Source organism: Klebsiella pneumoniae subsp. pneumoniae HS11286, from assembly GCF_000240185.1.
GTDB classification, from domain to species: domain Bacteria; phylum Pseudomonadota; class Gammaproteobacteria; order Enterobacterales; family Enterobacteriaceae; genus Klebsiella; species Klebsiella pneumoniae.
Window position 1 is genome coordinate 1,397,726 of the sequence record NC_016845.1, and the last position, 24,417, is coordinate 1,422,142.

At 55.6% G+C, this 24,417-nt stretch carries 22 protein-coding genes; 9 read left to right on the forward strand and 13 right to left on the reverse strand.

From position 1 onward, the window contains the following. Positions 1-3: 3 nt before the first annotated feature. The 4 genes from KPHS_13500 to KPHS_13530 form a co-directional block, all read right to left on the reverse strand. On the reverse strand, positions 4-597 hold the full coding sequence (locus KPHS_13500; protein ID YP_005225650.1) for a DUF3156 family protein: 594 nt from the start codon (positions 595-597) through the stop codon (positions 4-6). Then, the gene (locus tag KPHS_13510) at positions 575-2,074 is read right to left on the reverse strand and encodes a putative amino acid/amine transport protein (protein ID YP_005225651.1); all 1,500 of its coding nucleotides are present in this window, start codon (positions 2,072-2,074) and stop codon (positions 575-577) included. The genes KPHS_13500 and KPHS_13510 overlap by 23 nt, the downstream gene beginning before the upstream one ends. A gap of 372 nt (positions 2,075-2,446) precedes the next feature. Further along, on the reverse strand, positions 2,447-2,812 hold the full coding sequence (locus KPHS_13520) for a cupin domain-containing protein (protein ID YP_005225652.1): 366 nt from the start codon (positions 2,810-2,812) through the stop codon (positions 2,447-2,449). A 13-nt stretch (positions 2,813-2,825) separates the two neighbouring features. Beyond that, positions 2,826-4,127 carry an FAD-binding oxidoreductase gene (locus KPHS_13530; RefSeq protein YP_005225653.1) on the reverse strand — a complete coding sequence of 434 codons (1,302 nt, stop codon included), beginning with the start codon at positions 4,125-4,127 and terminating at the stop codon, positions 2,826-2,828. Positions 4,128-4,276: 149 nt separating this feature from the next. Here KPHS_13530 and KPHS_13540 point away from each other — a divergent pair, with 149 nt between their 5' ends. From KPHS_13540 to KPHS_13600, 7 genes are all read left to right on the forward strand, one after another. Next, entirely contained in the window at positions 4,277-5,770 is a 1,494-nt protein-coding gene (locus KPHS_13540) for a putative aldehyde dehydrogenase (protein YP_005225654.1), read from the forward strand. Between the two features lie 395 nt (positions 5,771-6,165). Next, entirely contained in the window at positions 6,166-7,248 is a 1,083-nt protein-coding gene (locus KPHS_13550) for a YncE family protein (protein YP_005225655.1), read from the forward strand. A 59-nt stretch (positions 7,249-7,307) separates the two neighbouring features. Beyond that, on the forward strand, positions 7,308-9,506 hold the full coding sequence (locus tag KPHS_13560) for a putative TonB-dependent receptor (RefSeq protein ID YP_005225656.1): 2,199 nt from the start codon (positions 7,308-7,310) through the stop codon (positions 9,504-9,506). 107 nt (positions 9,507-9,613) lie between these two features. Next, on the forward strand, positions 9,614-10,990 hold the full coding sequence (locus KPHS_13570; protein YP_005225657.1) for a putative phenylalanine-specific permease: 1,377 nt from the start codon (positions 9,614-9,616) through the stop codon (positions 10,988-10,990). A 188-nt stretch (positions 10,991-11,178) separates the two neighbouring features. Next, positions 11,179-12,384, forward strand: a complete 1,206-nt coding sequence (locus KPHS_13580) for a putative nucleoside H+ symporter (RefSeq protein YP_005225658.1) — start codon at positions 11,179-11,181, stop codon at positions 12,382-12,384. Positions 12,385-12,400: 16 nt separating this feature from the next. Continuing rightward, positions 12,401-13,423: a putative xylose isomerase-like TIM barrel gene (locus KPHS_13590; protein YP_005225659.1), complete on the forward strand. Its 1,023-nt coding sequence runs from the start codon at positions 12,401-12,403 to the stop codon at positions 13,421-13,423. Position 13,424: 1 nt separating this feature from the next. After that, positions 13,425-14,576, forward strand: a complete 1,152-nt coding sequence (locus tag KPHS_13600) for a putative NADH-dependent dehydrogenase (protein YP_005225660.1) — start codon at positions 13,425-13,427, stop codon at positions 14,574-14,576. Positions 14,577-14,595: 19 nt separating this feature from the next. Here KPHS_13600 and KPHS_13610 read toward each other — a convergent pair whose 3' ends face one another. Continuing rightward, complete coding sequence (locus KPHS_13610) at positions 14,596-15,012, reverse strand: putative lipoprotein (protein ID YP_005225661.1); 417 nt, start codon at positions 15,010-15,012, stop codon at positions 14,596-14,598. A gap of 315 nt (positions 15,013-15,327) precedes the next feature. Here KPHS_13610 and KPHS_13620 point away from each other — a divergent pair, with 315 nt between their 5' ends. Further along, positions 15,328-15,495, forward strand: a complete 168-nt coding sequence (locus KPHS_13620) for a hypothetical protein (protein ID YP_005225662.1) — start codon at positions 15,328-15,330, stop codon at positions 15,493-15,495. A gap of 180 nt (positions 15,496-15,675) precedes the next feature. Beyond that, a complete protein-coding gene (locus tag KPHS_13630) occupies positions 15,676-16,371 on the forward strand; it encodes a LuxR family transcriptional regulator (RefSeq protein ID YP_005225663.1) in 696 nt (231 codons plus the stop codon). Positions 16,372-16,377: 6 nt separating this feature from the next. Here KPHS_13630 and KPHS_13640 read toward each other — a convergent pair whose 3' ends face one another. From KPHS_13640 to KPHS_13710, 8 genes are all read right to left on the reverse strand, one after another. Beyond that, the gene (locus KPHS_13640; RefSeq protein ID YP_005225664.1) at positions 16,378-17,061 is read right to left on the reverse strand and encodes a hypothetical protein; all 684 of its coding nucleotides are present in this window, start codon (positions 17,059-17,061) and stop codon (positions 16,378-16,380) included. After that, positions 17,058-18,677 (reverse strand): hypothetical protein, encoded by a 1,620-nt coding sequence (locus KPHS_13650; protein ID YP_005225665.1) that lies wholly within the window; start codon positions 18,675-18,677, stop codon positions 17,058-17,060. Before KPHS_13650 ends, KPHS_13640 begins: the two co-directional genes overlap by 4 nt. After that, complete coding sequence (locus tag KPHS_13660) at positions 18,667-21,204, reverse strand: TcfC E-set like domain-containing protein (protein ID YP_005225666.1); 2,538 nt, start codon at positions 21,202-21,204, stop codon at positions 18,667-18,669. Before KPHS_13660 ends, KPHS_13650 begins: the two co-directional genes overlap by 11 nt. A gap of 8 nt (positions 21,205-21,212) precedes the next feature. Then, a complete protein-coding gene (locus tag KPHS_13670) occupies positions 21,213-21,890 on the reverse strand; it encodes a hypothetical protein (protein YP_005225667.1) in 678 nt (225 codons plus the stop codon). 64 nt (positions 21,891-21,954) lie between these two features. Continuing rightward, the gene (locus KPHS_13680; RefSeq protein ID YP_005225668.1) at positions 21,955-22,533 is read right to left on the reverse strand and encodes a fimbrillin MatB; all 579 of its coding nucleotides are present in this window, start codon (positions 22,531-22,533) and stop codon (positions 21,955-21,957) included. A 70-nt stretch (positions 22,534-22,603) separates the two neighbouring features. Next, the gene (locus KPHS_13690; protein ID YP_005225669.1) at positions 22,604-23,221 is read right to left on the reverse strand and encodes an RmbA; all 618 of its coding nucleotides are present in this window, start codon (positions 23,219-23,221) and stop codon (positions 22,604-22,606) included. A gap of 333 nt (positions 23,222-23,554) precedes the next feature. After that, positions 23,555-23,695: a hypothetical protein gene (locus KPHS_13700; protein ID YP_005225670.1), complete on the reverse strand. Its 141-nt coding sequence runs from the start codon at positions 23,693-23,695 to the stop codon at positions 23,555-23,557. Positions 23,696-23,902: 207 nt separating this feature from the next. Then, positions 23,903-24,301, reverse strand: a complete 399-nt coding sequence (locus KPHS_13710) for an NUDIX hydrolase (RefSeq protein YP_005225671.1) — start codon at positions 24,299-24,301, stop codon at positions 23,903-23,905. Positions 24,302-24,417: the final 116 nt, after the last annotated feature.

Genomic DNA, 24,417 nt, shown 5'->3' on the forward strand with positions numbered 1-24,417 from the left:
ACCTCAGCTTCCCCGCGGTGATGGCGGGGAAGTCAATGCTTTCTCTTCTGCGATTTCACCGCGCATCCACTGACTTACCGCCTGATTAATCATCGCCAGCACGCTGAGCAGCAGCATCCGCTGCTGGGCTTCCAGCCGCAGATAACGGCGCAGCGGCGGCATTTTACAGACCACTTCGCTGGCGGCCCAGGGTTCAATGCCGCAGCGCCAGCCGCTATCGTCAAAGGTCAACGAAAAGCGGCGGTAGTCCAGCTCGCTTAAGGTCTGCTGGAGATTAGGAAAACCGTTGAGATAGCCAGCGAGTTCCGCGCTCTCTTTATTGCCGATAAAGCGGATTGGCAGGCGTTTTAGCCAGCCGGATTGGTGGGCGCGGATCTTGCCGCGAGCGGGCCGGGTCACCGGCCCCTCGACGACAAACTCGCAGCTGTGAATGCTGGCCATAAACAGCCGCTTCTGACGCACGCTGAAGGTGACGGCGATGGCGTCGTTCAAGCGCAGCAGCGCGCTGCGTTCGCTCAGCTTTTCGCTGGGCCAGCCCGCCAGATCGCGCTGCACCGCGTTCATTAACGGCGTTTCAAACCAGGGGACGGAGGACATCTGGCGTCATCTCCCCGCGGGTCTGTTTTTCATAATTGTTGATGGCGCGCTCCACCACCTCTTCCACTACCAGCGGCTTGAACGGATTGACGCGCTGCACGCACACCGTCCAGAACAGGGCGTAAGCGGCGGTCAGGCCGAGCATTATGCCGAACGGCACCAGCACCTGGCGGCTGTCCATCCCGGGCGGCGTGATATTGACGATAGCGATGATGATCCCGACGCTGGAGATAATCTGCGGCAGCGGGAACCACGGCGAGCGGTAGGCGCGCGGCAGATCCGGGCGGCGAATGCGCAGCATCACCACCGACAGAGTAACCAGCAGATAGGCGACGCCCCAGGCGCAGACCGCGGCGAGGATCAGCGGCACGATGCGGTCCAGATCGCCGTTCAGATACCAGGCGTGCAGGCAGGGGATCGCCACCCCGATGGCAATGGCGATCACCGGCGTCTTAAAGCGCGGATGCAGCCAGGTCAGGAAACGGGGCAGCGCGCCGTCCAGCGCCATGCCGTAGATAATACGCGGCACGGCGGCCATCAGCGTATTGATGGTGGCGCAGCCGGCCAACAGTAGCCCGACCCCCAGCCAGTACTGGCCGGCGTGGCCCATCACCCGTTCGGCGAAGGCCGGGATCGCCATCGGTGTATCCAGCAGATGGACGTTGTTGGCCGCGTCGAGCACGGTATTCTCCACCTGGCGGTTGATCGCCGCGCCGTAGATAAACATGCAGCTGGCGACCCCCAGCAGGCCCAGCGCCATCGCCCGCGGTATGGTGCGGTGGGCCTGTTTGATCTCCGGTGCCATCGGCGTCACCAGTTCGCAACCGACGAACATAAACATCGCCATGCCGATATAGCCGAACAGGCCGTTGATATCGCTAACGTTCAGCGGCGTGCCGAACCAGCCGGACAGATGGGTGACCGGCGCCATAAAAATGCCGCACAGGCCGAAAATGGTCAGCGTGGTCCACATGCCGAAGGTCAGCACCACTTCGACCTTGCCGAAGATTTCCACGCCGATGGCGTTGAGCAAGCCGAAAATCACCACCATGCCGACGCCCACCATCCAGGTATTCTGGTGAGCGGCCATCTGGGCGTTAATCGACTCGAAGTTCACCAGCGCCATAATGCCCGCCAGGATCGTCTCCGCCGTCCCGGCGAAGATATGGACGATCAGATAGGCGCACAGCGCGCCGGTGATAGCGAAGAAGCGGCCCATGCCGCAGGAGATATAGTCGTACACCGAACCGGTGGTGGGAATGAGCGTCGCCGCCTCGGCAAAGGTGGTGACCTGCGCCTGCATCATAATAAAGGCCAGCAGCACCGCCAGCGCGAAGGTATCGCCGCCCATGCCGAAGCCGCTGGTGACCGTCAGGATCACCGGGCTGGCCATGATCAGCCCGACGGAGCTGGCGAGGGTGGTCGGGAAGCCGACGACGCCGCGCTCAAGATGGCTGGCGAGTCTGTTACTAAACATAGTCAACCTCTGCACAATAATGGGGTAGCAGGGAATAGCCAGCGCCACTCCCGGATAGTCATAATTTAGGCGGGCATCCTGCTCAACGAATATCGTCCGGAAGGTGGAGGGCGGCGCATGATTCTGTGACGCAGTCGATGAATGTCGCGGCGGATAAACAATATGACCCCGAAAACCGGGGCCATCCGTCTTGCCACGTTGCGCCTGTTTCTGCCGGATGGCGGCTGCGCCTTATCCGGCCTACGGTCCGTGCGGCCTGCCTTTAATTTGGCCTCAAACCCCCCGGTGGCGCTGCCGCTTACCGGGGCTACAGCGCTGCGCGATTTGGTAGCCCGGAGAAGGCGTAATGCGCCGCCGGGCATTATCAGTTTGTTAGCGGGTCTCGACGTTCGCCAGGTAGTGCTTCACAAAGCGCGGCGTCAGAATTTTCCACTCCACTTCGGTGCCCTGTTTAACAAACCAGCTGTCGCCCGGCGCAAAGCGCTGCGGCTCGCCGCCGGCGACGGTCAGCTCCACTTCGCCCTCCAGCACGGTGGCGTGCTCGGTAAACGGATAGGTCATGGTAAAGCTCCCCTCAGTGGACGAAAACAGTCCGCAGGTAAAGGCGTCCTGCGGCTCGCCGTAGATCATCGCGCCCGCTACCTGCGGGTCGCCGGCGGTCGGCGTCGCGCCGAGCAGGCTGACGCTGCCGATCGGCTGCAGATCAGGTACCGGGTGTTTAAGTTTAAAAGCGTGCATAGCGTTCTCCTGGTTAACTCCGGCCTTTCCAGAAACCGGCGGTTTGATGCATCAGTTTTCCGGCCGTGACTAATAGCAAGCGCAGACTGTCACGACCGTGGATGGTCGCGTGGGGGATGCTGCTCAGCAGGCGATAGCGGTCGGAACCGCCGTCGATCCCTTCGGCGAGGATTTTGCACACGATGTGCGACGGGGTGACGCCGAAGCCGGAGTACCCCTGGACGTAAAAGACGTTGTTGTGATCGCGTAGGGTGCCGATCTGCGGGAACAGATTGGCGCTACAGGCCATCGGCCCGCCCCAGGCGAAATCGATCTTCACATCCCTGAGATAGGGGAAGACCTCCGCCAGCAAGGTGCGATTCCAGGCGGCGAAATCGTTCGGCGTATACTCCACAAAGCGGGTGGCGCTGCCGAACAGCAGGCGGTTTTCCCGGGTGACGCGGTAGTAGTTAATTACCGGGCGAATATCGCTGAAGGCGCCGCGCAGCGGGCTGATGCGCTCGATCAGTTCATCGGAGAGCGGCTCGGTCGACACCTGGTAGGAGTAAGTGACCAGCGTCTTGTTGTAGATCTCCGGCTCCATATTGTTGAGGAAACTGTCGCAGGCCCACAGCAGTTTGGCGGCTTTGACGCTGCCCATCGCGGTGCGTACCCGCACCTGTTTGCCGTAATTCACCTCCACCACCGGCGAGGATTCGAAAATCTTGACCCCCAGCGAGTGGGCGGCCTGCGCCGAACCGAGCAGCATATTGAGTGAATGGATCTGGCCGCCGCCCATATGTTTCAGCGCGCCGCAGTAGACCTCGGAGCCCACCACCTGCTGCACCTCTTTTCCGGTATACAGTTCGATCTCTTCATCCGGGGTAGCGGCTTTAAACTCCTTCTCCCACTGGCGCAGCGTTTTAAGCTGTCGCTGGTTATAGGCGAGATAGCCGTAGCCGGGCACGAAATCGGCGTCGATGTTGTATTTGCGGATGCGTTCGCGAATGATGCCCGCGCCGAGGTTGGCGATTTTAAACAGCGTCTCCAGCCCCTCTTTGCCGACGTGCTTTTTTACCGCTTCGATATCGTGGCCGATACCGGCCATCACCTGGCCGCCGTTGCGCCCGGTGCCGCCGTAGCCGAGATGGCGCGCCTCCAGCACCACCACGTTGGTGATCCCCTGTTCCGCCAGCTCAAGGGCGGTGTTAATGCCAGAGAAGCCGCCGCCGATAATTACCACATCGGCTTCAATATCTTCCCGTAGCGCCGGGAAATGGAGGTGATATTTCTTCGTCGCGCCGTAGTAGTTCAGCGCATCGATCTTGATGTTCATCGCGTTACCCTGTGGTCTTGCCTGGCTCAAGACCCTCATCACAGCACGCCGCGCGGGCGTTGAATATCGTCCGGAAGAATGACGTTCTTTAGAACGATAGGCTGCGGCGGGAAGCCGTGCTGTGATGGGTTAACTTTGCTGAAAAACGGGTGCTGACGATGAGCGAGATAACCTTACTGGCGGAAGTGACCGCCTTCTTACGCCAGCCGCACGGGCAGTTTATTGCCGGTCAACGTGAGGCGGGCCGCGGCGCGCCGTTCGCGGTGATCAACCCGGCGACCGGGCGGGCGATTGCCGAGGTCACCGCGGCGGATAGTGACCAGGCGGATCGCGCTATGGAGAGCGCCCGCCAGGCGTTTAGTCAGTGGCGCGAGATGCCGACGCTGGCGCGCGGCGCGCTGCTGCTGAAGCTGGCGGACACGCTGGCAGAGCATCGCGAAGCGCTGGCGCAGCTGGAAAGTCTCTGTTCCGGCAAAACTATCACGCTGGCGCGGATGCTCGAGCTGGACCAGTCGGTGGCGTTCCTGCGCTACTTCGCCGGCTGGGCGGGGAAAGTCACCGGTGAAACGCTGGATGTCTCGCTGCCATCGATGGCCGGGGAGAAATATACCGCCTTTACCCGCCGCCAGCCGCTGGGGGTGGTGGTTGGCATCGTGCCGTGGAACTTCTCCATCATGATTGCCATCTGGAAGCTGGCGGCGGCCCTGGTCTGCGGCTGCACCATCGTCCTCAAGCCGAGCGAATATACGCCGCTGACGCTGCTGCGCGTGGCGGAGCTGGCAAAAGCGGTGGGTATCCCGGATGGGGTGATTAACGTGGTCAACGGCGCCGGCGGCGAGATTGCCCAACGGCTGATTACGCATCCGGCCTGCGCCAAGGTGAGCTTCACCGGCTCGGTGGCCACCGGTGAAAAAGTCCAGCAGTCGGCCAGTGCGTCAGGTAAACGGGTGACCCTTGAGCTGGGGGGCAAAAACGCCGCGCTGTTCCTCGATGACCTGACGCCGGAGGCGATGGTCAACGGCATTATTGAAGCTGGCTACCTGAACCAGGGGCAGATTTGCGCCGCTGCGGAACGTTTTTATCTGCCGCAGGGAAAACTGGATGCGGTACTGGCGCTGCTGAAAGACAAGCTCAGCGCTTTTGCGCCGGGGTCGCCGCTGGATGAACGGACGCTGATGGGGCCGCTGGCCAACCGCCAGCAGTATGACAAAGTTTTGCGGCTCATTCAGACCGCCCGCGACGAGGGCGATACCATCGTCTGCGGCGGCGAAGCGCTGCCGGGGGAGGGCTATTTCCTGCAGCCGACCGCGGTTAAAGTGCGCAGCGAAGAGAGTACTCTGATGCGCGAGGAGACCTTCGGCCCGGTATGCAGCTTTATCGGCTATCGCAGCGAAGAAGAGGCGCTGGCACGAATTAATGCTTCGCCGTATGGACTGGCGGCCAGCGTCTGGTCGGATAATATTCGTCAGGCGCTACGCTACTCGGAGGCGATTGAGGCCGGCATCGTATGGGTCAATATGCATACCTTCCTCGACCCGGCGGTACCGTTCGGCGGCATGAAGGGCTCGGGCATCGGGCGCGAATTCGGCAGCGCGTTTATCGATGATTATACGGAGCTGAAGTCGGTGATGGTGCGATATTAATCGCCGTTCAGCGACATAGCGCTGTCATGTGTCGCTTTGCGCCAGATAGGCAACACATTGTGTGCCTTCTGGCCCGCAACCCGGGCGGTGCACGGCATCGCTTCCGGGACGCTTTTCCCGTCACGGATCCTTTCTTCCCCTCCTAATCCGCCATTGCCGTAAAAAAAATCAGCAGATTATCTTTTTTGCCCGCCAGGACTTGTTTGACATTAGATAATGAGTATAGTTCTCATTCTCTTTTTCATTCGTAATTTTGGCAAGGTTCGAGCTGCGCCAGTGAGTCGTTCACTAAGAGTCGCGAAGGCGTAGGGTGACGTAAAGACAGCAGGCTGGAAACACACAATATCGGCCGCTGCGCGTCCATCGGGTCATTGATTTTTTATAGGGTTGATCCAATGAAATACACACTTCCGGCGTTGACGCTGGCCATCAGCGCGGCGTTAAGCGGCTGCGCGACGCCTCATTCCTCTGCCGTTTCCCAACCGGTTGTCGACTCGCCAGTCCCTAACGTGGCGCAACCGCTGCAGCGCCAGCTAGCGGAAGGGCTGTACGAGATGGCGTTAAGCCCGCAGGGTGATGCGCTGTACGTCGCCAGCGCTGAAGGCTTTAAAAATGTACAGGGCGGGGCGGTTTACACACTGGATCCGCACACCCTCAATACCATCGGCCTGACGCATACCGATCTGAAAAACTTCGCTTTACAGCTCTCTGCGGAGGGTAAAACGCTGTATGTCAGCAATTCGCTGGACGGCGGCATCAGCGCTATCGACACCGCCACCGGCAAGGTAAAAAACCGCCTGCTGTTCAGCGAGCGCAATGAAAAAGGTCGCCCTTATGGGGCCCGTCAGCTGCTGTTGCTGAATAATACTCTCTACGTTGGCGCGGTCGCCGACCCGGCGCAAATCTGGGTGGTTGACGCCACTACCCTGAAGCTGAAAACGCGGATTAAAAATACCGGTAAATGGATGACCGGCCTGCACTACTCCGCGCAAACCGGTCGCGTGTACGCCGCTAACGGCAGCGGTGAAATTCTGGTGATCAACCCGCGTAACCAACGCATTGAACAGCGCTGGAAGCCGCTGGGCGACAAGCCGGCGCTGCTGCTTAATATGGCCGAAGATAGCGACACCGGCCGTCTGTTCGTGACCGACAACTCGAAAGCGAAAACCACTCTGGTGCTGGATATCCACAGCGGCAAGCTGCTTAAACAGCTCGACGTCGGCGATTCGCTGGCGGTGCAGTTCAATAAGAAACGCCACGAAATTTATATTTCACAGCGTGAATCCGGCAAGGTCATCAGCCTTGACGCCAGCCGCTACACGCTGAAGAAAAGCTGGGCGCTGCCGGCCAATCCCAACAGCCTGCTGCTTTCCGCCGATGGTCAGACGCTGTTTGTCACCGTCAAACAGCCCTTCAATAAAGACCACTCCACTAAAGGCCCGGACAGCGTCGTACGTATCGACCTGAACGCGCAATAAAAATAACGGGTCCGGCGACGGGCCCTTTGATTCATTTATCCTCATCCATGGGGCAAATTATGCACACCACGCACTATTCATCCTTCCCGCTGCGTAAAACGCTGCTGGCCTTAGCCATCGGCGCCGCCAGTCAAACGGCGATGGCCGCGGACGCTGCCGCCGCGAAGCAGCCTGGCGAAGAGACCCTCATCGTCGAGGCTAACGAAACCAGCGATTTTAAATCCGGCGGCGACCTGGTGGTTCCGGCATTCCTCGATGGCCAGATCGCCCACGGCGGCCGTCTGGGGATGCTTGGCGAACAAAAAGCGATGGACGTCCCGTTTAACGTCATCGGCTATACCTCGAAGCTGATTCAGGATCAGCAGGCGAAAACTATCGCCGATGTCGTCAGTAACGACGCTGGCGTGCAGGCCGTACAGGGCTACGGCAACTTCGCCGAGACCTATCGAATCCGCGGGTTTAAGCTCGATGGCGATGACATGACGATGGGCGGCCTGGCGGGCGTGGTGCCGCGTCAGGTGATGGACACCCAGATGCTGGAGCGCGTTGAAATTTTCAAAGGGGCTAACAGCCTGCTTAACGGCGCGGCCAGCAGCGGCGTCGGCGGGATGATTAACCTCGAGCCGAAGCGGGCGGAAGATCTGCCGACCGCACGCGTTGGCGTCGACTATACCTCTGATTCTCAGGTGGGCGGCACCCTCGACCTGGGGCGCCGTTTCGGCGACAACAACCAGTTCGGCGCCCGGGTCAACCTGGTGCACCGCGAGGGTGAAGGCGCTATCGATAATGATAAACGCCGTACCACGCTGGCTTCGCTGGGGCTTGATTACCGCGGCGACCGTTTCCGCTCCTCGCTCGATTTCGGCTATCAGAAGAAAACGTTCCACGGCGGTACGATGGGCGTCAATATCAGCGGCGTGGATTTCATTCCGGCGCTGCCGGACAACAGCAAAAACTACAGCCAGAAGTGGGGCTATAGCGATATTGAAAGCGAGTTCGGCATGGCGAAGGCAGAATATGACCTGACCGATAGCTGGACGGTATACAGCGCCCTCGGCGGCCAGCATTCGCATGAAATTGGTACCTACAGCGCGCCGAAGCTTCTGAATAAAAACGGCGATGCGACGGTGGGCCGCCTGGATACTAACCGCATTATCGACGCGATCAGCGGCATGGGCGGGGTACGCGGCGATTTCAATACCGGCGCGATTTCGCATAAGGTGAACCTCGGCTATGCGGCGCAGGTGCATACCGATGCGACCGCCTGGCGGATGTCGGCCAGGAACCCGACCACTAATATCTATGACAACCATGATGTGGCGATGCCGGATAACGCCTATTTTGGCGGCAACTACCACGATCCGCTGGTCACCTCGCGCAGCCGTACGCAGGGCTGGCTGCTGAGTGATACCCTCGGCTTCTTTAACGATAAAGTGCTGTTTACCGCCGCTGCTCGTCATCAGAAAGTGGTTGTGCGCAACTACAGCAACGCCACCGGGCTGGAAGATACCTCTTCGCGTTATACCCAAAGCCGCTGGATGCCGACGTTTGGCCTGGTGTACAAGCCGTGGGAGCAGCTGTCGCTGTATGCTAACCATACCGAAGCGCTGCAGCCGGGCTCTGTGGCGCCGACGACGGCGGCCAATGCCGGGCAGAGTACCGGGATCGCGCACTCGAAGCAGGACGAAGTGGGCGTCAAGATCGACTACGGTACGATCGGAGGATCGCTGGCGCTGTTTGAAATCAAAAAACCGAACGCCATTTCCGATACCGCTGGCAATTACGGCCTCGACGGCGAGCAGCGTAACCGCGGCGTAGAGATGAACGTCTTTGGCGAGCCGATGCTGGGACTGCGTCTTAACGCCAGTACCGTCTGGCTGGATGCCAAACAGACTAAAACCGCTGAAGGCGCAACCGACGGTAAAGATGCCATCGGGGTGGCTAACTTCTACGCGGTACTCGGCGCCGAATATGACATCAAGCCGGTGGAAGGCCTGACCGCCACCGCGCGCGTCAATCATAGCGGCTCGCAGTATGCCGATGCGGCCAATACCAAGAAGCTGGATAGCTACACCACCCTGGATTTAGGCCTGCGCTATCGTATGCGTCTGAACGCCGACCAGAACGAAATGATCTGGCGCGTCGGGGTGACCAACGTGACCAACGAGAAGTACTGGTCTGGCATTGACGATACCGGTACTTACCTGTTCGAAGGCGATCCGCGTACCGTCCGCGTCTCAATGAGCTACGACTTCTGACGCTAAAAAAAGCGGGGCGGGCGGCTGACGCTCGCCCCACGCAACTTGCGACAATCCCCCCTAAGTGATAAAAGGTGCCCCTTCACAAAAACACACAGGGGAACGACGTGAAAGACGCGTCAACGTCGTCGGAGACCGTCACGGAAAGTGGCCCGACGCTTCATCGCGGTTTACAGAACCGACACATTCAACTTATCGCCCTTGGCGGCGCCATTGGCACCGGCCTGTTTCTCGGCATTGGTCCCGCTATCCAGATGGCCGGTCCGGCGGTCTTACTGGGCTACGCCGTGGCCGGGATTGTCGCTTTTCTGATCATGCGTCAGCTGGGCGAAATGGTGGTGGAAGAGCCAGTATCCGGTTCCTTTGCCCACTTTGCCTATAAATACTGGGGGCCGTTCGCCGGCTTTCTCTCCGGCTGGAACTACTGGGTGATGTTCGTGCTGGTAGGGATGGCGGAGCTGACCGCCGCCGGGATCTATATGCAGTACTGGCTTCCCGACGTGCCCACCTGGGTTTGGGCGGCGGCTTTCTTCATCATTATTAACGCCGTCAACCTGGTCAACGTACGCTTGTATGGCGAAGCGGAGTTCTGGTTCGCGCTGATCAAGGTGCTGGCGATTATCGGCATGATTGCCTTCGGCCTGTGGATGCTGTTCGGCGGCCACGGCGGCAGCAAAGCCGGGTTCGACAATCTGTGGAAACACGGCGGCTTCCTCGCCACCGGCTGGCACGGACTTATTCTGTCGCTGGCGGTGATCATGTTCTCCTTCGGCGGGCTGGAGCTTATCGGCATCACCGCCGCCGAAGCGCAAAACCCGGAAAAGAGCATTCCCAAAGCAGTCAATCAGGTGGTCTATCGTATCCTGCTGTTCTATATCGGTTCGCTGGTGGTGCTGCTGGCGCTCTACCCGTGGGTGGAGATCAAATCCGACAGCAGCCCGTTTGTGATGATTTTCCATAATCTGGACAGCAACCTGGTGGCCTCCGCGCTGAACTTCGTCATTCTGGTGGCCTCGCTGTCGGTGTATAACAGCGGCGTGTACTCCAACAGCCGGATGCTGTTCGGCCTGTCGGTGCAGGGTAATGCGCCGAAATTTCTCGCCCGCGTCAGCAAGCGCGGCGTGCCGGTGAACTCCCTGCTGCTCTCCGGAATTATCACTTCGCTGGTGGTGGTGCTGAACTACCTGCTGCCGCATGAAGCGCTGGGGCTGCTGATGGCCCTGGTGGTGGCGACGTTGCTGCTGAACTGGATCATGATCTGTATGGCGCACCTTAAGTTCCGCGCCGCCCAGCGCCGCAAAGGGCGCGAATCGAAGTTCAAAGCGCTGCTGGCGCCCGCCAGCAACTACTTCTGCATTGCTTTCCTTGGGCTGATCCTGGCGCTGATGTGCACTATCGACGGCATGCGTCTGTCGGCGATCCTGCTGCCGGTGTGGATCCTGTTCCTGTTTATCGCCTTCAAACTGCTGCGCCGCCCGGCGTAAGCGAGATGCCCCGCCGTCCGGCGGGGCTGCCTGCCTTTTTATTGTGATCCTCTTCGCAGGCGGCGCATTTGCCTGGCGATCTTCTTTTTGTAATCGATTACTTTTGTTTTTGAGTGGTTTTGTAATCGATTACTTTTCTGAGGGCGAGCAACATGGTCACAACAACAGAAGGTCGGGAAAGTGTCCGCGTGAGCCACCGTTTTCTGGTGCCGCGGCTGTCGTTAATGATGTTTATGCAGTTTTTTATCTGGGGCAGCTGGTCGGTGACCCTGGGGCTGGTGATGACCCGCTATGAGATGTCATTGCTGATCGGCGATGCGTTCTCCGCCGGGCCGATCGCCTCCATCTTGTCTCCCTTTGTGCTGGGGATGCTGGTGGATCGCTTTTTCGCCTCGCAGAAGGTGATGGCGGTGATGCACCTGGCCGGGGCGGCGATCCTGTGGTTTGTCCCGCAGGCGCTGGTGGCGCAGAACGGCGCCCTGCTGATTGGCCTGCTGTTCGGCTATACGCTGTGCTATATGCCGACCCTGGCGCTGACCAACAATATCGCCTTCCACAGCCTGGCCAATGTCGATAAAACCTTCCCGGTGGTCCGCGTGTTCGGCACCATCGGCTGGATTATCGCCGGGATCTGCATCGGGGTGACCGGTATCTCTGATACCACCGGCATCTTCACGCTGGCGGCGCTCTGTTCGGTCGCGCTGGCGCTCTACAGCCTGACGCTGCCGCACACCCCGGCGCCGGCCAAAGGCATGCCGGTTCAGTTTCGCGACCTGCTGTGCGCGGACGCCTTCGCGCTGCTGAAAACCCGCCATTTCCTGATTTTCTCCCTCTGCGCCACCTTAATTTCCGTGCCGTTAGGCACCTATTACGCCTATACCGCGTCGTATCTGGCGGATGCCGGCGTCAAAGATGTCAGCACCGCGATGTCCTTCGGTCAGATGTCAGAGATCGTCTTTATGCTGGTGATCCCGTTGCTGTTCCGTCGCCTCGGGGTGAAATACATGCTGCTCATCGGCATGGCGGCGTGGTTCGTCCGCTACGCCTTTTTCGCTCTCGGAGTCAGCGAGGAGGGGCGCTTCCTGCTCTATCTGGGCATTTTGCTGCACGGCGTGTGCTATGACTTTTTCTTTGTCGTTGGCTTTATCTACACCGACCGCGTGGCGGGCGAGAAGGTAAAAGGCCAGGCGCAGAGCATGATTGTGATGTTCACCTACGGGATCGGCATGCTGCTGGGCTCGCAGATCTCCGGCGCGCTGTATAACCATCTGGTGGCCGGCCAGAGCGTGCCTCAGGCCTGGGTGACCTTCTGGTGGATCCCGGCGGTGGCCGCCGCGGTTATCGCGCTGATTTTCCTTTTCTCTTTCCAGTACAACGAGAAAGAGCCGCACTAATTTTTCAGGAGGGGGTATGAAAACGATTAAGGGACCGGGCATTTTTCTGGCGCAGTTTATCGGGCCGCGGGCGCCGTTCAACACCCTGGCGGGGATAGCGCAGTGGGCCGCCGGCCTGGGGTACAAGGCATTGCAGATCCCCTGCAACCACCCGGCGATTTTTGATGTCGAGCGGGCGGCGGCGAGCCAGACCTACTGCGACGAGGTCAGCGGCATCCTGGCGGAGCATGGGCTGGTGATCAGCGAGCTGTCCACTCACCTTGAAGGACAGCTGGTGGCGGTGCATCCAGCGTATGACGCGGCGTTTGACGCCTTTGCCCCGGCGGCGCTGCATGGCGATCCGCAGGCGCGCCAGCGCTGGGCGGTGGAGAAAGTGCGCCAGGCGGCGGTAGCCTCCGGCCGCCTGGGGCTGCAGGCGCACGCGACCTTTTCCGGGGCGCTGGCATGGCCCTTTTTTTATCCGTGGCCGCCGCACAATCAGCCGCTTCTGGATGAGGCCTTTGCCGAGCTGGCCCGGCGCTGGCGGCCGCTGCTGGACCTCTTCGACGAGCAGGGGGTCGATGTCTGCTATGAGATCCACCCCGGCGAAGACCTGCACGATGGCGTGACCTTTGAGCGTTTTCTTGCGCTGGTGGATAACCATCCGCGCTGCAATATGCTCTATGACCCGAGCCACCTGCATCTGCAGCAGATGGACTACCTGACCTATATCGATATCTATCATGCGCGTATTAAAGCGTTTCACGTCAAGGACGCCGAATTTCGCCGCAACGGGCGCAATGGCGTCTACGGTGGATACCAGCCCTGGCAGCAGCGGGCCGGGCGTTTCCGCTCTCCCGGCGACGGGCAGATCGACTTCAAAGGGGTGTTCAGTAAGCTGACCGAATATGATTTTGCCGGCTGGGCGGTGCTGGAGTGGGAGTGCTGCCTGAAGGATAGTGAGACCGGCGCGCGCGAGGGCAGCGAGTTTATCCGCCGCCATATCATTCCCGTTGCCGGACGGGCCTTCGATGACTTTGCCGCCGGCGGGAGGGAGTAACATGATTCAGGTCGCGATTATCGGGGCAGGGTTTATTGGCCCGGCGCATCTGGAGGCGCTGCGGCGGCTGGGAGATGTCGAGGTGGTGGCGTTGTGCGACAGCCGCCTTGAGGCGGCGCAGCGCAAGGCGCGAGCGCTGAACATTGCCCATGCCTACGACAGCGTGGAGGCGCTGCTGGCCCATCCGGGGCTGCAGGTGGTGCATAACTGTACGCCCAACCATCTACATGCCCAGATTAACCGGCAGATCCTCGCCGCCGGGCTGCACGTCTTCTCCGAAAAACCGCTGTGTATGACGGCGGAGGAGGCGCGGGAGCTGGTGGCGCTTGCCGCCCGGGCCGGCGTGGTGCATGGCGTCAGCTTCGTCTACCGCCAGTTCGCTATGGTCCAGCAGGCGGCGGCGATGATCCGCCATGGCGAGGTCGGCAGAATCTTCGCGGCGCACGGCAGCTATTTACAGGACTGGATGCTGCTGGAGACCGACTACAACTGGCGGGTCGATTCGGCGCAGGGGGGCGCGTCGCGGACGGTGGCCGACATCGGCTCCCACTGGTGCGATACCGTGCAGTTTATGACCGGTCGGCGGATTGTCGAGGTGATGGCGGATCTGTCTATCGTCTGGCCAACGCGTAAAGCGCCGGTCAATGGCAAAGCGACCTTCAGCGCCGTTCACGAGGCGCAGGCATATGAAACGCGGCCTGTCGATACCGAGGACTTTGGCTCGGTGCTGTTGCGTTTTGACGATGGCAGCAAGGGCAGCTTTATGGTCTCTCAGGTGAGCGCCGGGCGGAAAAACCGTCTGGCGGTGGAGATTAACGGCAGCCTCTGTTCTCTGGCCTGGGATCAGGAAGTGCCCCAGCGGCTGTGGATCGGCCACCGCGAGCAGCCGGATCGCCTGCTCAGCGATGACCCGAGCCTGCTGCGGCCGGAAATCGCTGACAGCGCCCATTACCCCGGCGGCCACATTGAGGGCTGGCCGGACGCCTTTAAGAATATGATGGGGCATTTTTATCAGGCGGTGCGCGCCGGGAAGATGCCGGCGGCCGGGGCCCGGCGCTTCGCCGCTTTCGACGACGGCGCCGATGTGATGTACATCATCGAGGCGATCGTCAAAAGCCATCAGGAACAGCGCTGGGTCAGCGTCGAACGCTGAGCGCAGGCGGGGCGCAGGATTATTTCACCCCAAGATAGCCGTCGAGATAGGCACCGGAGAGCTCGTTGCCGAACAGGACGGCATCTTTATTTTCCATCGCATTATCCCATTTGTCGCTGGCATTGCCGGTGAAGGCGTGCTCGGTGCGGGTGCCCTGCGCCGCCTGCTGTTTGATGGCTTCCGCGGTGCGGCGGGCATCACTTTCGCTCATGCCAGCGGCTTTATCCTGCTGTCCGCGGGCATACATCGCCGTAAAGGTCGGCAGGTTTAAACGGTAATTTTCCTGGCGGTTGACGGTGAAGTTGCCGCCGACAAAATCGGAGCGGTGGGCGACGAAGGCGTAGGCATGGCGTTCCGGTGACGATTTTGACGAGGTGCAGCCGGTGATCGTTGCCAGGGCACAGCTGAGGGCGAGAACCGCGGTGGTGAGCCTCATGGGGATATCATCCTTAATCATAAAAGAAAAAATGGGGCGCAGGCGGTCTGTTGCGCCTCCTGCGCTAATGAGAATATGAAACGGCAAAAGGATGCGCGTTAACGGGGCGGGAGAGAAGCCCTGATTATTAATAGTTTTCTCGCGCGTTCCCGCGCTTTCGCGCCAGGCTGACCAGAGGTCATTTATGATAGCCTGCAGGATCCACCTCTATGGCTGCGCTCTTCCACACCGGATAAGCTGGCAACCCTTAGACGTGTTTATCGGGCTACGGCGGGGATCCTTATCCCTATAAGCAACGTTCATGCTGAATTCACAATGATTCAGGCATTCCTCGCACAGTTCGCTACGGCAGAAACAAATTTTATTTACTCTTCACATCCTCCATCGCTCCGACAGCAGGCCCAGACTGATTTAGCCGCTGGTTTGCATATCACGTTTATCTTTACTGACAGGCATCAAAATAATAAATATGATATTTATTAGCTGTAATGCATAAGCATGGCAGCTAAACATAGGAACAGTATGAGGTTAAATTTCAGTTTTTTTTTAAACTTTTGATTGCTTGCGTTGATATTTATCTGCTTGTGCAAGGGTATTATACATTAATCTTTATTTTATTATTTTATAGTAAATAAAATACACCTTGGGTTTATTGTTTACAGAGTGTTTGATATTGCTTATGTATCTTTACTAAATTTTTTAATGACTTGCGAGGTGATTATAATGAGAGGGTGTAACTGTGAGATTAAATGTATCGCCTGTGGATTAAACTGCCGGATTGAAGCGAAAAATAAAATAGAGCGCACTCTCTGTGGAGAGAAGAAATTTTCTGTGTGGCCAGACAGGAACTATTTTTTTAAACGGGCAGTAAATGATCTGGTTTTCCGTGAACTCACCTGTTTTGTACCTGAAGGTATAGTGGTGGTGGATTTTTCATTGGGAAATATATTGTACTTTCTGAATGAGTGCTGGACCAGGAAATTGCGGGATAGTGGTCTGAAAATCATTCTGATAGCAGATAAAAACATGCTGCCAATGGCTAATTTTTGGAGGCTGCGTTCCGGGTTTTCCTGGGCAGTAGTGGAAGTGAATAGTGACTTAAGCAACTTAATTAATAAAATAAAACGCGTTATGCTGGGGCGGAACCTTCTGTGCAGGCGCACACCGTCGCTGACGGAGCATGAAATGAAGACGCTGTGCCTGCTTGCAGAGGGGCATTCCAGCCAGGATATCGCCCGTATCATGGCGTGCGATACCCGCAGCGTCTACCGCTTTCAATACTCTTTATGCAAGAAGTTCGGCGGGCTCAATCGCCTGCGCAATCTGCGCTTCAGGCATACTATCCCCGCGCTGGATTAGCCGTGATTAACCCGGCGCATCCATGAAACAGCCATCACCTAATTTATGATAACGGCCTAATGCGACGATATATTTCCTGTTGCTATTCTTCGCCTCAGGGCCTGTCCAGCTATCCCCTGGCAGCATATAAAACTGTGTAGAGCTTTCATCATCACCATTACAACCTTTCTGGAGAATGACTCTGAAATAGGTATTGCCGGTATTTTTAATGGTGCCCGTGGCTTCGTTGATCTCATACTGGAAACGCGTTTTTCGAGGGCGAACAATGAGAATGGTGCTCATCGATACCGAAGGGACAATATTCAGTTTTTTCTGCTCCATGCGCCAGGGAAAAACCGTGACGGGCGTTTCTTTAAAGATCACCCGATAATATCGCTCAATGTCATCTCCAGGCCCACGGTAATAGAGTTTAAAATACTCCTGGCCATTGGCCTGTACGGTGAACTGCAGCGGCGACCAGACCAGGTCTTTGTCCTGACCGGGCACCGGCCGTTCATTACCGTTGCCCGGCCTGGCGATTTTGTAAGCCGAGATGGTATATAAGTTATTGCTGCTTGTATCATTGACTAACGGCCGGGAGATAAAATCTTTACTGGCATCCATATCATAAATGATGGAATCAAAGTACACCGCGGAAGCGGGCTGAATACACAGCCCGCACAATCCGATGAAAAGCATTTTCTTCATCATACCCCCCGATCGACGCCAACCCAGGTGGCGGTCACTTTTACATCCCCGGTGGCGCTGACGGTTCCCATCCAGTCATGACCATCAGTAGTGAACTGTGAATGCGAGTCATCCATCGGAAACAGCAGTTTCAGCGTGGTGGTAAAAAAGAAACCATCGTTGACGTTGGCGTTCCAGGCCGTCTGAACCCAGGCGGCGTTGGTCATATCAACGGGGTTTTCACCGCAGCTGTTGCGCACTCTTACCGCGTTACCGGCAGCGGAAGTCCATTCGAGGAAGGCCGGGACCGGCACTTTTAGCGTCTCGTCTGCTGAGGTAAACAGACAGTATGGCTGACCATATATGTTGATGGCGTCGCCAGTCACCTGGGCGGTGATGCTGTCCGCCTGACGCGACGCGGAGGTAGTAACTTTATACTCAAAGGTGATGGGCGTTTCGCTACCGATCTTGCCAGATGCTTTTGGATGAGCACTCCCGTCGCTGGCGATAATGCTGATGCCGTATTCACGCGGGATGATGTTAATTAGTGTTGATGGCGTAAACTGATAATAACCTGATTGAGGAGTCACGGAGTTATCAAAATAAAAGGTGAACAGCTCATCTTTGTTGGTTAAATCTGTGCCCGCCTTGAGAGCTTTTTTGAAAAAAGCGTTGGACAGAAAGACATAGATGTACTCCCCTGACGGTTTGAAGACCTTGTTATAGGTGCTAGTCGAGCCGAAATTGGTCCAGCTGGCGCCATCACCGCTGTACTTGACGTCAGACGAAGAAGGGGAAAATCCCAGCAGCGTCGTATCGATAACCATCCGGAAATCAAGCGAAGTGGTGAGGGTTTTGGTTTCCTGAAAGCTGTAAGACACCATTTTACAAATGATCCCCGAAGCGCTCCCTACCACCCCCATCTGGCACAATTCAGAGCCGAGGTTGACGCTTGGCGTACCGTCGCTGGCAATCCACACTTCCGCCATCGCGCCGGTACTGTTTAAGGTCAGATGCGAGACCTTTTCGAGGTTCATCGTGTAGTAAACCCACTTTCCTCCGCTGGGGAGATCTTTACAGCGAACGCCGGAAGCAAAGTCATAATCAGCTTTGGAGTCCATATAGCAAAGATTCAACTGCAAATTATCGATGGTTCCCACCGGCCGATTACGAAAATACTCATATGCCGACTGACTCAGCACCCCGGCGCCGTAGTAACCATTGGCCACGCTGTTGCCGGACATCGCGTGATAGAAGCCGTCTTTGTCGAGTACATCGGCGGGGATATAGCCCGAAGCCGGGCAGTTCGCGCCCGTTGACATGCAGCGGAGCCCGAGAAACGGTTGGTTAATCGGGGAGTTGTCTATCCAGAGGTCAAAATAGCGGTTGCTGTAACTCCAGCCTGAGTTGCCCATGTATCCCAGACTACGCTGGTTCGTTTTATATTTCGTCCAGATATTGGCTCCAGTGAAGCGCGGGGACAGGGAGCTGGTGGTGATGAAATATTCATCATCGACATCGTTGTCGATAAACATATAGGTGTTGCTGCCGCTCCCGTCGTTAGTAGCGGTAAGTGCCATAGCCGGCGCGGCTAGCAGCCAGCCGGCCAGCAGCATGATGGCCTGGGGTTTAATAGACATTCTTAATATCTCCAGTCACTGATGCCGTTTGTTGTTGGATCTCACAAGGGATCTCACCGACCCATACGGCACCTTTCGCTTCTCGCAGATCCAAATCCACTTCGCAAATACCGCCGAATTTATCGACCAGGGTAATCACCGGATAGCGCTTATCAACGTCCATGGCGAACTCGCCGAGTTCGTCGGTGCGTGTTTTACCAATGTGGTTATGTATATCGGCGTTGGCGTAGTAACCACCGCGGCGATCTTTCACCCGGCCAAATACGGTGACGAGCTGTTTGATTTCCGGGTTAATCACGCTGACGTTGCCGGGATAGAGCACGACTTTGTTCCGCCGGCCGTTAACGATGTCGACGCTGTCTTCCGAATTTTTGTCGTTCATCAGCTCCACCTTGTATTCGGCGTAGGGCGGAAGACTGATGAAGTTGCTTTTGCCGGTCAGCGGGTAGTTCTGGCCGTTGATCTGCGCCATCATCCTCCCCTTGCCGCTGAAATTGGTATTCACCACCAGGCCTGCGGTTTGAGTGCCTTTGCCGACATAAACATTTTTTTCCGTCCAGGCCAGGCTGCCCTGCGAGCTCAGGCTGTAGTTTGAACTGTGCTGCGATGAGCGGCTAACGGAGACGGTGCCAGCGTTATATTTGGTGTCATAGCTGACGTAACCATTGGCGGCGTAATCGTCGGAACGATAGCGGCTATCGTCATTTTTATTCTGTTTAATCTGCTTCGAAACCGATGCTCCCACCTGGGTAATAGCGCTGTCGTCAAAGCTTTTGCGCAGCGTGGCGTTCGCCAGCATGTTTCCATTCTGGCTGGACACGCCGGTGCTGAGCCAGGTAGAGAAGGGGATAGAGACATCAATATTGACGTACTTATCACGCAGATTTTCATGGTTGTTGTATTGATAGTTCTGAATACCGGCGCGCAGCGACACGGTCGCATAGCGATTGGCTAACAGCGATTGGTCGTAATCGACGTTGGTATAGGTGCTGCCGGTATATTTGTTATTGGTTCGGCTGACGCTCAGCGTACCGAGGAACGGCGCGATTTTGCGCAGATTGGCATTGGCGCCGATGGTCACGTAGTCATTCTGCTGCATCGGGAGCGCGTTACCGATGGAACTGTACTGGCGCGACCCCCACAGGTTGCCGTAACCGTCGGGTAAACTCATATTAAAGGTGGAGGTACTCTGCCAGCTGCCGTCGGTAGCGAGCAGCCCCTGCTGGTTAAAACTGAACGCGTCGTTGAAAATAACGTTCGCTTCCGTTTCATTGACGCCGTTAGTGTCAAAACCGTAGAGCGTGGTTTTCAGATTGACGCCGGAAAGCCAGGGTTGGCTGGTTGCCGCGGCGATCCCGGCTATCCATGTATTCTTTGTGCCATAATTGATGTTGTATTTGTGGCGATAGTCCATCTTGTTGTATTCGAGGCTGCCGCCGAAGGTTTGCCACGAGAGATCGCCGGTCACGCTCGATTTACGGGCGAACGTTTTATTGATGTTCGCCGTCCGGCTGCTGACCACGCGCCCGTTAACTACCACCTGGATATCAACGTTGTAGATGCCAAATGGCAGACGCGACGTATCGAGCTCGTAGCTACCCATCGAGAAGTTTTGAATGCTGAGCAGTTTGCCGTCACGATAGACGTGTACTTCACCAGCGGCCGGGAGAAACACCGTGACGGGCACCAGAGCAAGCGTATTGTCCTGCGTTTGTGAACTGCTTTTATTGCCATAGCTGACGCCGTAAATACGGCTGGAATTCAGGGCGCTCATGCTGGCAATCGATTGCAGATTCCATGTATCCACCATACCCATTGCCAGGCGGCGTCCCTGATAGTCACGTTCGTACATCGAGCGATACAGTTTACTCTCCTGGTTGCCGGTACCTATCCCGTAAAGAGAACCGTTAAAGTTCAGATGGTGTTCCCGCAGCGACCAGGTATTATCCAGCGTCAGATAGCTGCTGGCGTTATCGGTATTCTCATATTTGTTGTAATAGCTCCCCATCGAGTAATTCAGCACGCTCGAGAGATTCTGGGCGGTAGATTCTCCAAGCATATTGGTACGCGGCAAAATAGCGGCCTGCATGGCTGCCCGGTTAACCGTCAGCTCGAGATAAAAGGAACGCGTATCAAGTGAAAGTGAGGCGTCTTTGTTGATATAAACGCGCTGACCGTCGCCGATGCTTTTATCCTGCATCTCGTTGAGCAATGATTTAATCTGAGGTGATAGTTCGGTTCGCTCCGGCAGATCGCTGAGCGCGATCTGATTCAGGCGAAACTCATTATCCTTGATGGTCAGGATGGCATCAGCGATTTTTTGCTGACTGCGTTGGGTACTATTATCGCCTTCATAACGAATAAAAACAGGGACCGACATGCCCTGATATAACGCGTTAGCAAATACCGAAGGAATAATATAGTTACTGACTTTGACTGGCGCTGTAGCATTAGCTGCCCAACCCTGGTTTACTGTAATCAATAACCCAGCGAACAACGTCCCTTTGACATAACCAAGATTATCCATGATGTTACTCAGTTTACATTTATATATTGCTCACCGTGCCATATTCCAATTCGCGTTTTTTTATTGGTGAGATCGGTATGCTTTATTTTTACGCTGACACCAGGCATGACATAATATCGCTCACGGCAGCCTTGTCCCTCATCCTTCGCTTTATCACGACAGGGACCGTAGGAGATCACACGGAATGAAGCGTTACCAGTATTGGTTACCGTGTCATTATCGCGACGATAGTCAAATCTTTCTTCTCGCGGCGCGACCACCAGAATGGTACCAATAATGGCTGAAGTCGTTGCCTCGCCCTGTTTTTTCTTTTTACTGGCTTCAAACTCGGTTACCGGCTCATCGGTCCAGGATATTCGGTAGTAACGTTCCTGGTTATCCTGAGGTCCTTTGTAAAAAAAACGAAAGTTCTCTTTAGCATTGCCGGGTAATATCAGGCTGGCGGGTGTTGATAATAATTCCGATCTGTTCGCCATCGGGATAACCGTGCCACCGGCCATAGGCGATGAGATACGCTCCACGCTGACGCTAACGTAACGCGCCGTATCGGTGGTATTAATGATTTCTTTTGCCAGAGTCGAGGCATCCGGCCCCATTATTGAGGTGACGTCTCCGACATTAATCGCATGGGAGGAGGGCGTCACGGTGAATAAAAAGAGAGAGAGGAATAATGGATTCAGTTTCATGGCGCATCCTTATAAGGAGGCCGAGGCCTCCTTGTCTTACCGGACAGGTGTTGGCTACACCTGATTAGATAGTCCAGACCGCATTAAACTGAACGCGAACGTCGCCGCTCCAGTAACCGTCGGTTAAATCTTTGAACTCAGCGGCAGTGCTGCCGTCAGAAGTCGCGGAGTCGATAGTGAAATCGAAGTTACCCTGAGTGCTGACGCGATCGGCGCCTGCGAAGGCGGTCGCGACAGCCAGCGCATCCAGACCCGCGGAAATGTTGTTGGAAGTATCAATCATCGTTACCGGGGTGGATTTGTTCAGCGCGTTGCCGTTCCAGTTCACACCGACGGCCAGAGTAGAGGCGTCAGTGGTACGGCTCAGGGTGTTGCTCACGATCTGAGAGGTCAGCGTAAAGTCAGTCGCGCCAGACTGGCCCTGGATGGTGATGTCAAAAGCGCCTTTCTGAGAGTTAAACGCTTTAATCCCTTCCGCGTACTGGAAATTCAGGGATTTCAGCGGAGTGACAACTAGCGCGCTGGTGGTGTCTTTCGTTGCGCTTGCATCCCAGCTTGCAGTGGCGGAAGCAGTTACGTCAGCCATTGCGTTGGAAGAGATAAGAGCCGCAGCCGCAACACCTGCTAATACGATTTTTTTCATTTTCAATTTCCTGAGAATAATTAAGTTAGTTCCATTTATGGAGTTATTGCTATAAATACTGATAATGACTTTATCCAGATAAAATAATGTTTAACTTCCCTCTGCCTCCCATCTTATTCTGCAAGCTGAGCTTGATTGCGTAGATTCTTTTTTCTGCCATCTGCAATTCTTGTGCTATCTCTTTAACTGACTTCTCTGCAAGTAAAAGATCGAGTACCAATACCTCTTGAGCGCTTAGTTTCTGACGATAGCCGCGTCCATCTTTTTGGCCGAGAAAGGAAAGATGTATTTTCCTTTCAATCTCATTTCGGGTATCGCTGGTATAGATAATTGAAAGTATTTGCTGACAACGGTGTTTCCAGTACAACGCCAGTGGTTGCGCTAATCTGTCGGCAATCAAAACTATCCGCAATCCTGTTTTGATCAGATATTCAATCCATTTATCATTGGTGAATAATCTGATGTTGTAGCGAGAAAAATCAACAAAAACATATCCAGAATTAGAGAAGTTGTAATGCTTGTTAATTAAAAAACAATGCACGCCATTTTTTAAGTAGATGTTTTTATCAGGCCATACGCAATAGTGAGTTTCAATACATCTAATCGATTTTATCGTAGGTCGTGGATAGATTTCGCACTGATACTGGCAGCTAATACAGTATGCCTTCTCATATTTCTGTGGAACCATGTGTCGATTTATTTCCCTATATTGTCTTACCTTATCGTTCAATGATGTGGCTATATTATGACTAGTTAATAAATGTGACAACTTTAATTTCAAGGTGGTTATTTTGCTGAAAAATGTGTAAATTCTTAAAGTCAAAAAATACTGCGAATCATACTAACCTGCTCTTATTAATAAGAAAAATCTTAATGGGCAGAATTTTATAGCGAACGCAGCTTAAGAATTATCCATTGCGACCAGGAATTTTCTCGCTGAATGAGCAGTAATTGGTTAAAAAAAAACAGCACAATAAGTCAAAAAAAGCGCAGCCACACACTATTTTGTTAACATTTTGTTTTAAATTTGTTTTTTAATTTGTGTTTTTTCAGGCGGATATTCCCTTTTTTGTAAGGTGAAGTTGCGCTGTTTGATGCTCAGAGTGAAAGAAGGCGCGGGCAAAATATGATCTGGCGTACAAAACAGCAGAGGCCCATGCATAAAGACGCGTTAATGTTTAAGGAGAACTCGTCAGCAGTCTGTGCGGAATAGTGATGGTACAAAGCGGACAAACAGGTCACGGAGAGAGTTAGGGGGGCCGCATGGATTGGCTCTGCCTACAGGTAGCCGTAAATACTTCAAGACGAGGATGGTGTGGATTTTTACTTGCAGATAAATGAGCCAAAACTTTCGATGCGTTTGGGGTGGTTACACCCCTTTCAGCAGAGGGAGCAGGTGGTTTTCGGTAAGGGGAGCAAGCTTAATATGCCGATCCTGACCCGGCGTAAACCAGATCACTTCTTCTATTTCCATCGTCGGTGTAAAGCTTACCCTGTTCGTGGCTATCAGAAAGACATCCGCAGAGACAAGATGACCTGGCTCGTTTGCCGCCGCATCAGTGAAACGGCCTACCTGGACCAGTTCTTCTGGTGAGACGCTGAAGTTGAGTTCCTCCTCCAGCTCGCGGATCAGCGCCGCGTGCGGGGTCTCGCCGATTTCAGGCTTGCCGCCGGGTTGCATAAAATATTCAGTTCCCCGCTTACGCACTAAAAGACAGCGTCCCTGACTGTCGGTGATAATTGCCGCTGCGATAATAATCATTTTCATTGCGCTCAAAATACCCCATTTCTATACCAATGCCGTAGCATACTCGAGTGAGTTTTGCATTTTGCGAAATTACATCAGCGCCACCATGATAGCCCGCTAAGCGTGCTAATCAATCC

Bases quoted from the DNA above. Each gene is read 5' to 3' on its own strand.
- KPHS_13500 (YP_005225650.1), bottom strand. From the start codon at position 597: ATGTCCTCCGTCCCCTGGTTTGAAACGCCGTTAATGAACGCGGTGCAG.
- KPHS_13510 (YP_005225651.1), bottom strand. From the start codon at position 2,074: ATGTTTAGTAACAGACTCGCCAGCCATCTTGAGCGCGGCGTCGTCGGC.
- KPHS_13520 (YP_005225652.1), bottom strand. From the start codon at position 2,812: ATGCACGCTTTTAAACTTAAACACCCGGTACCTGATCTGCAGCCGATC.
- KPHS_13530 (YP_005225653.1), bottom strand. From the start codon at position 4,127: ATGAACATCAAGATCGATGCGCTGAACTACTACGGCGCGACGAAGAAA.
- KPHS_13550 (YP_005225655.1), top strand. From the start codon at position 6,166: ATGAAATACACACTTCCGGCGTTGACGCTGGCCATCAGCGCGGCGTTA.
- KPHS_13560 (YP_005225656.1), top strand. From the start codon at position 7,308: ATGCACACCACGCACTATTCATCCTTCCCGCTGCGTAAAACGCTGCTG.
- KPHS_13590 (YP_005225659.1), top strand. From the start codon at position 12,401: ATGAAAACGATTAAGGGACCGGGCATTTTTCTGGCGCAGTTTATCGGG.
- KPHS_13600 (YP_005225660.1), top strand. From the start codon at position 13,425: ATGATTCAGGTCGCGATTATCGGGGCAGGGTTTATTGGCCCGGCGCAT.
- KPHS_13610 (YP_005225661.1), bottom strand. From the start codon at position 15,012: ATGAGGCTCACCACCGCGGTTCTCGCCCTCAGCTGTGCCCTGGCAACG.
- KPHS_13620 (YP_005225662.1), top strand. From the start codon at position 15,328: ATGATTCAGGCATTCCTCGCACAGTTCGCTACGGCAGAAACAAATTTT.
- KPHS_13640 (YP_005225664.1), bottom strand. From the start codon at position 17,061: ATGATGAAGAAAATGCTTTTCATCGGATTGTGCGGGCTGTGTATTCAG.
- KPHS_13650 (YP_005225665.1), bottom strand. From the start codon at position 18,677: ATGTCTATTAAACCCCAGGCCATCATGCTGCTGGCCGGCTGGCTGCTA.
- KPHS_13660 (YP_005225666.1), bottom strand. From the start codon at position 21,204: ATGGATAATCTTGGTTATGTCAAAGGGACGTTGTTCGCTGGGTTATTG.
- KPHS_13670 (YP_005225667.1), bottom strand. From the start codon at position 21,890: ATGAAACTGAATCCATTATTCCTCTCTCTCTTTTTATTCACCGTGACG.
- KPHS_13680 (YP_005225668.1), bottom strand. From the start codon at position 22,533: ATGAAAAAAATCGTATTAGCAGGTGTTGCGGCTGCGGCTCTTATCTCT.
- KPHS_13690 (YP_005225669.1), bottom strand. From the start codon at position 23,221: ATGGTTCCACAGAAATATGAGAAGGCATACTGTATTAGCTGCCAGTAT.
- KPHS_13700 (YP_005225670.1), bottom strand. From the start codon at position 23,695: ATGCATGGGCCTCTGCTGTTTTGTACGCCAGATCATATTTTGCCCGCG.
- KPHS_13710 (YP_005225671.1), bottom strand. From the start codon at position 24,301: ATGAAAATGATTATTATCGCAGCGGCAATTATCACCGACAGTCAGGGA.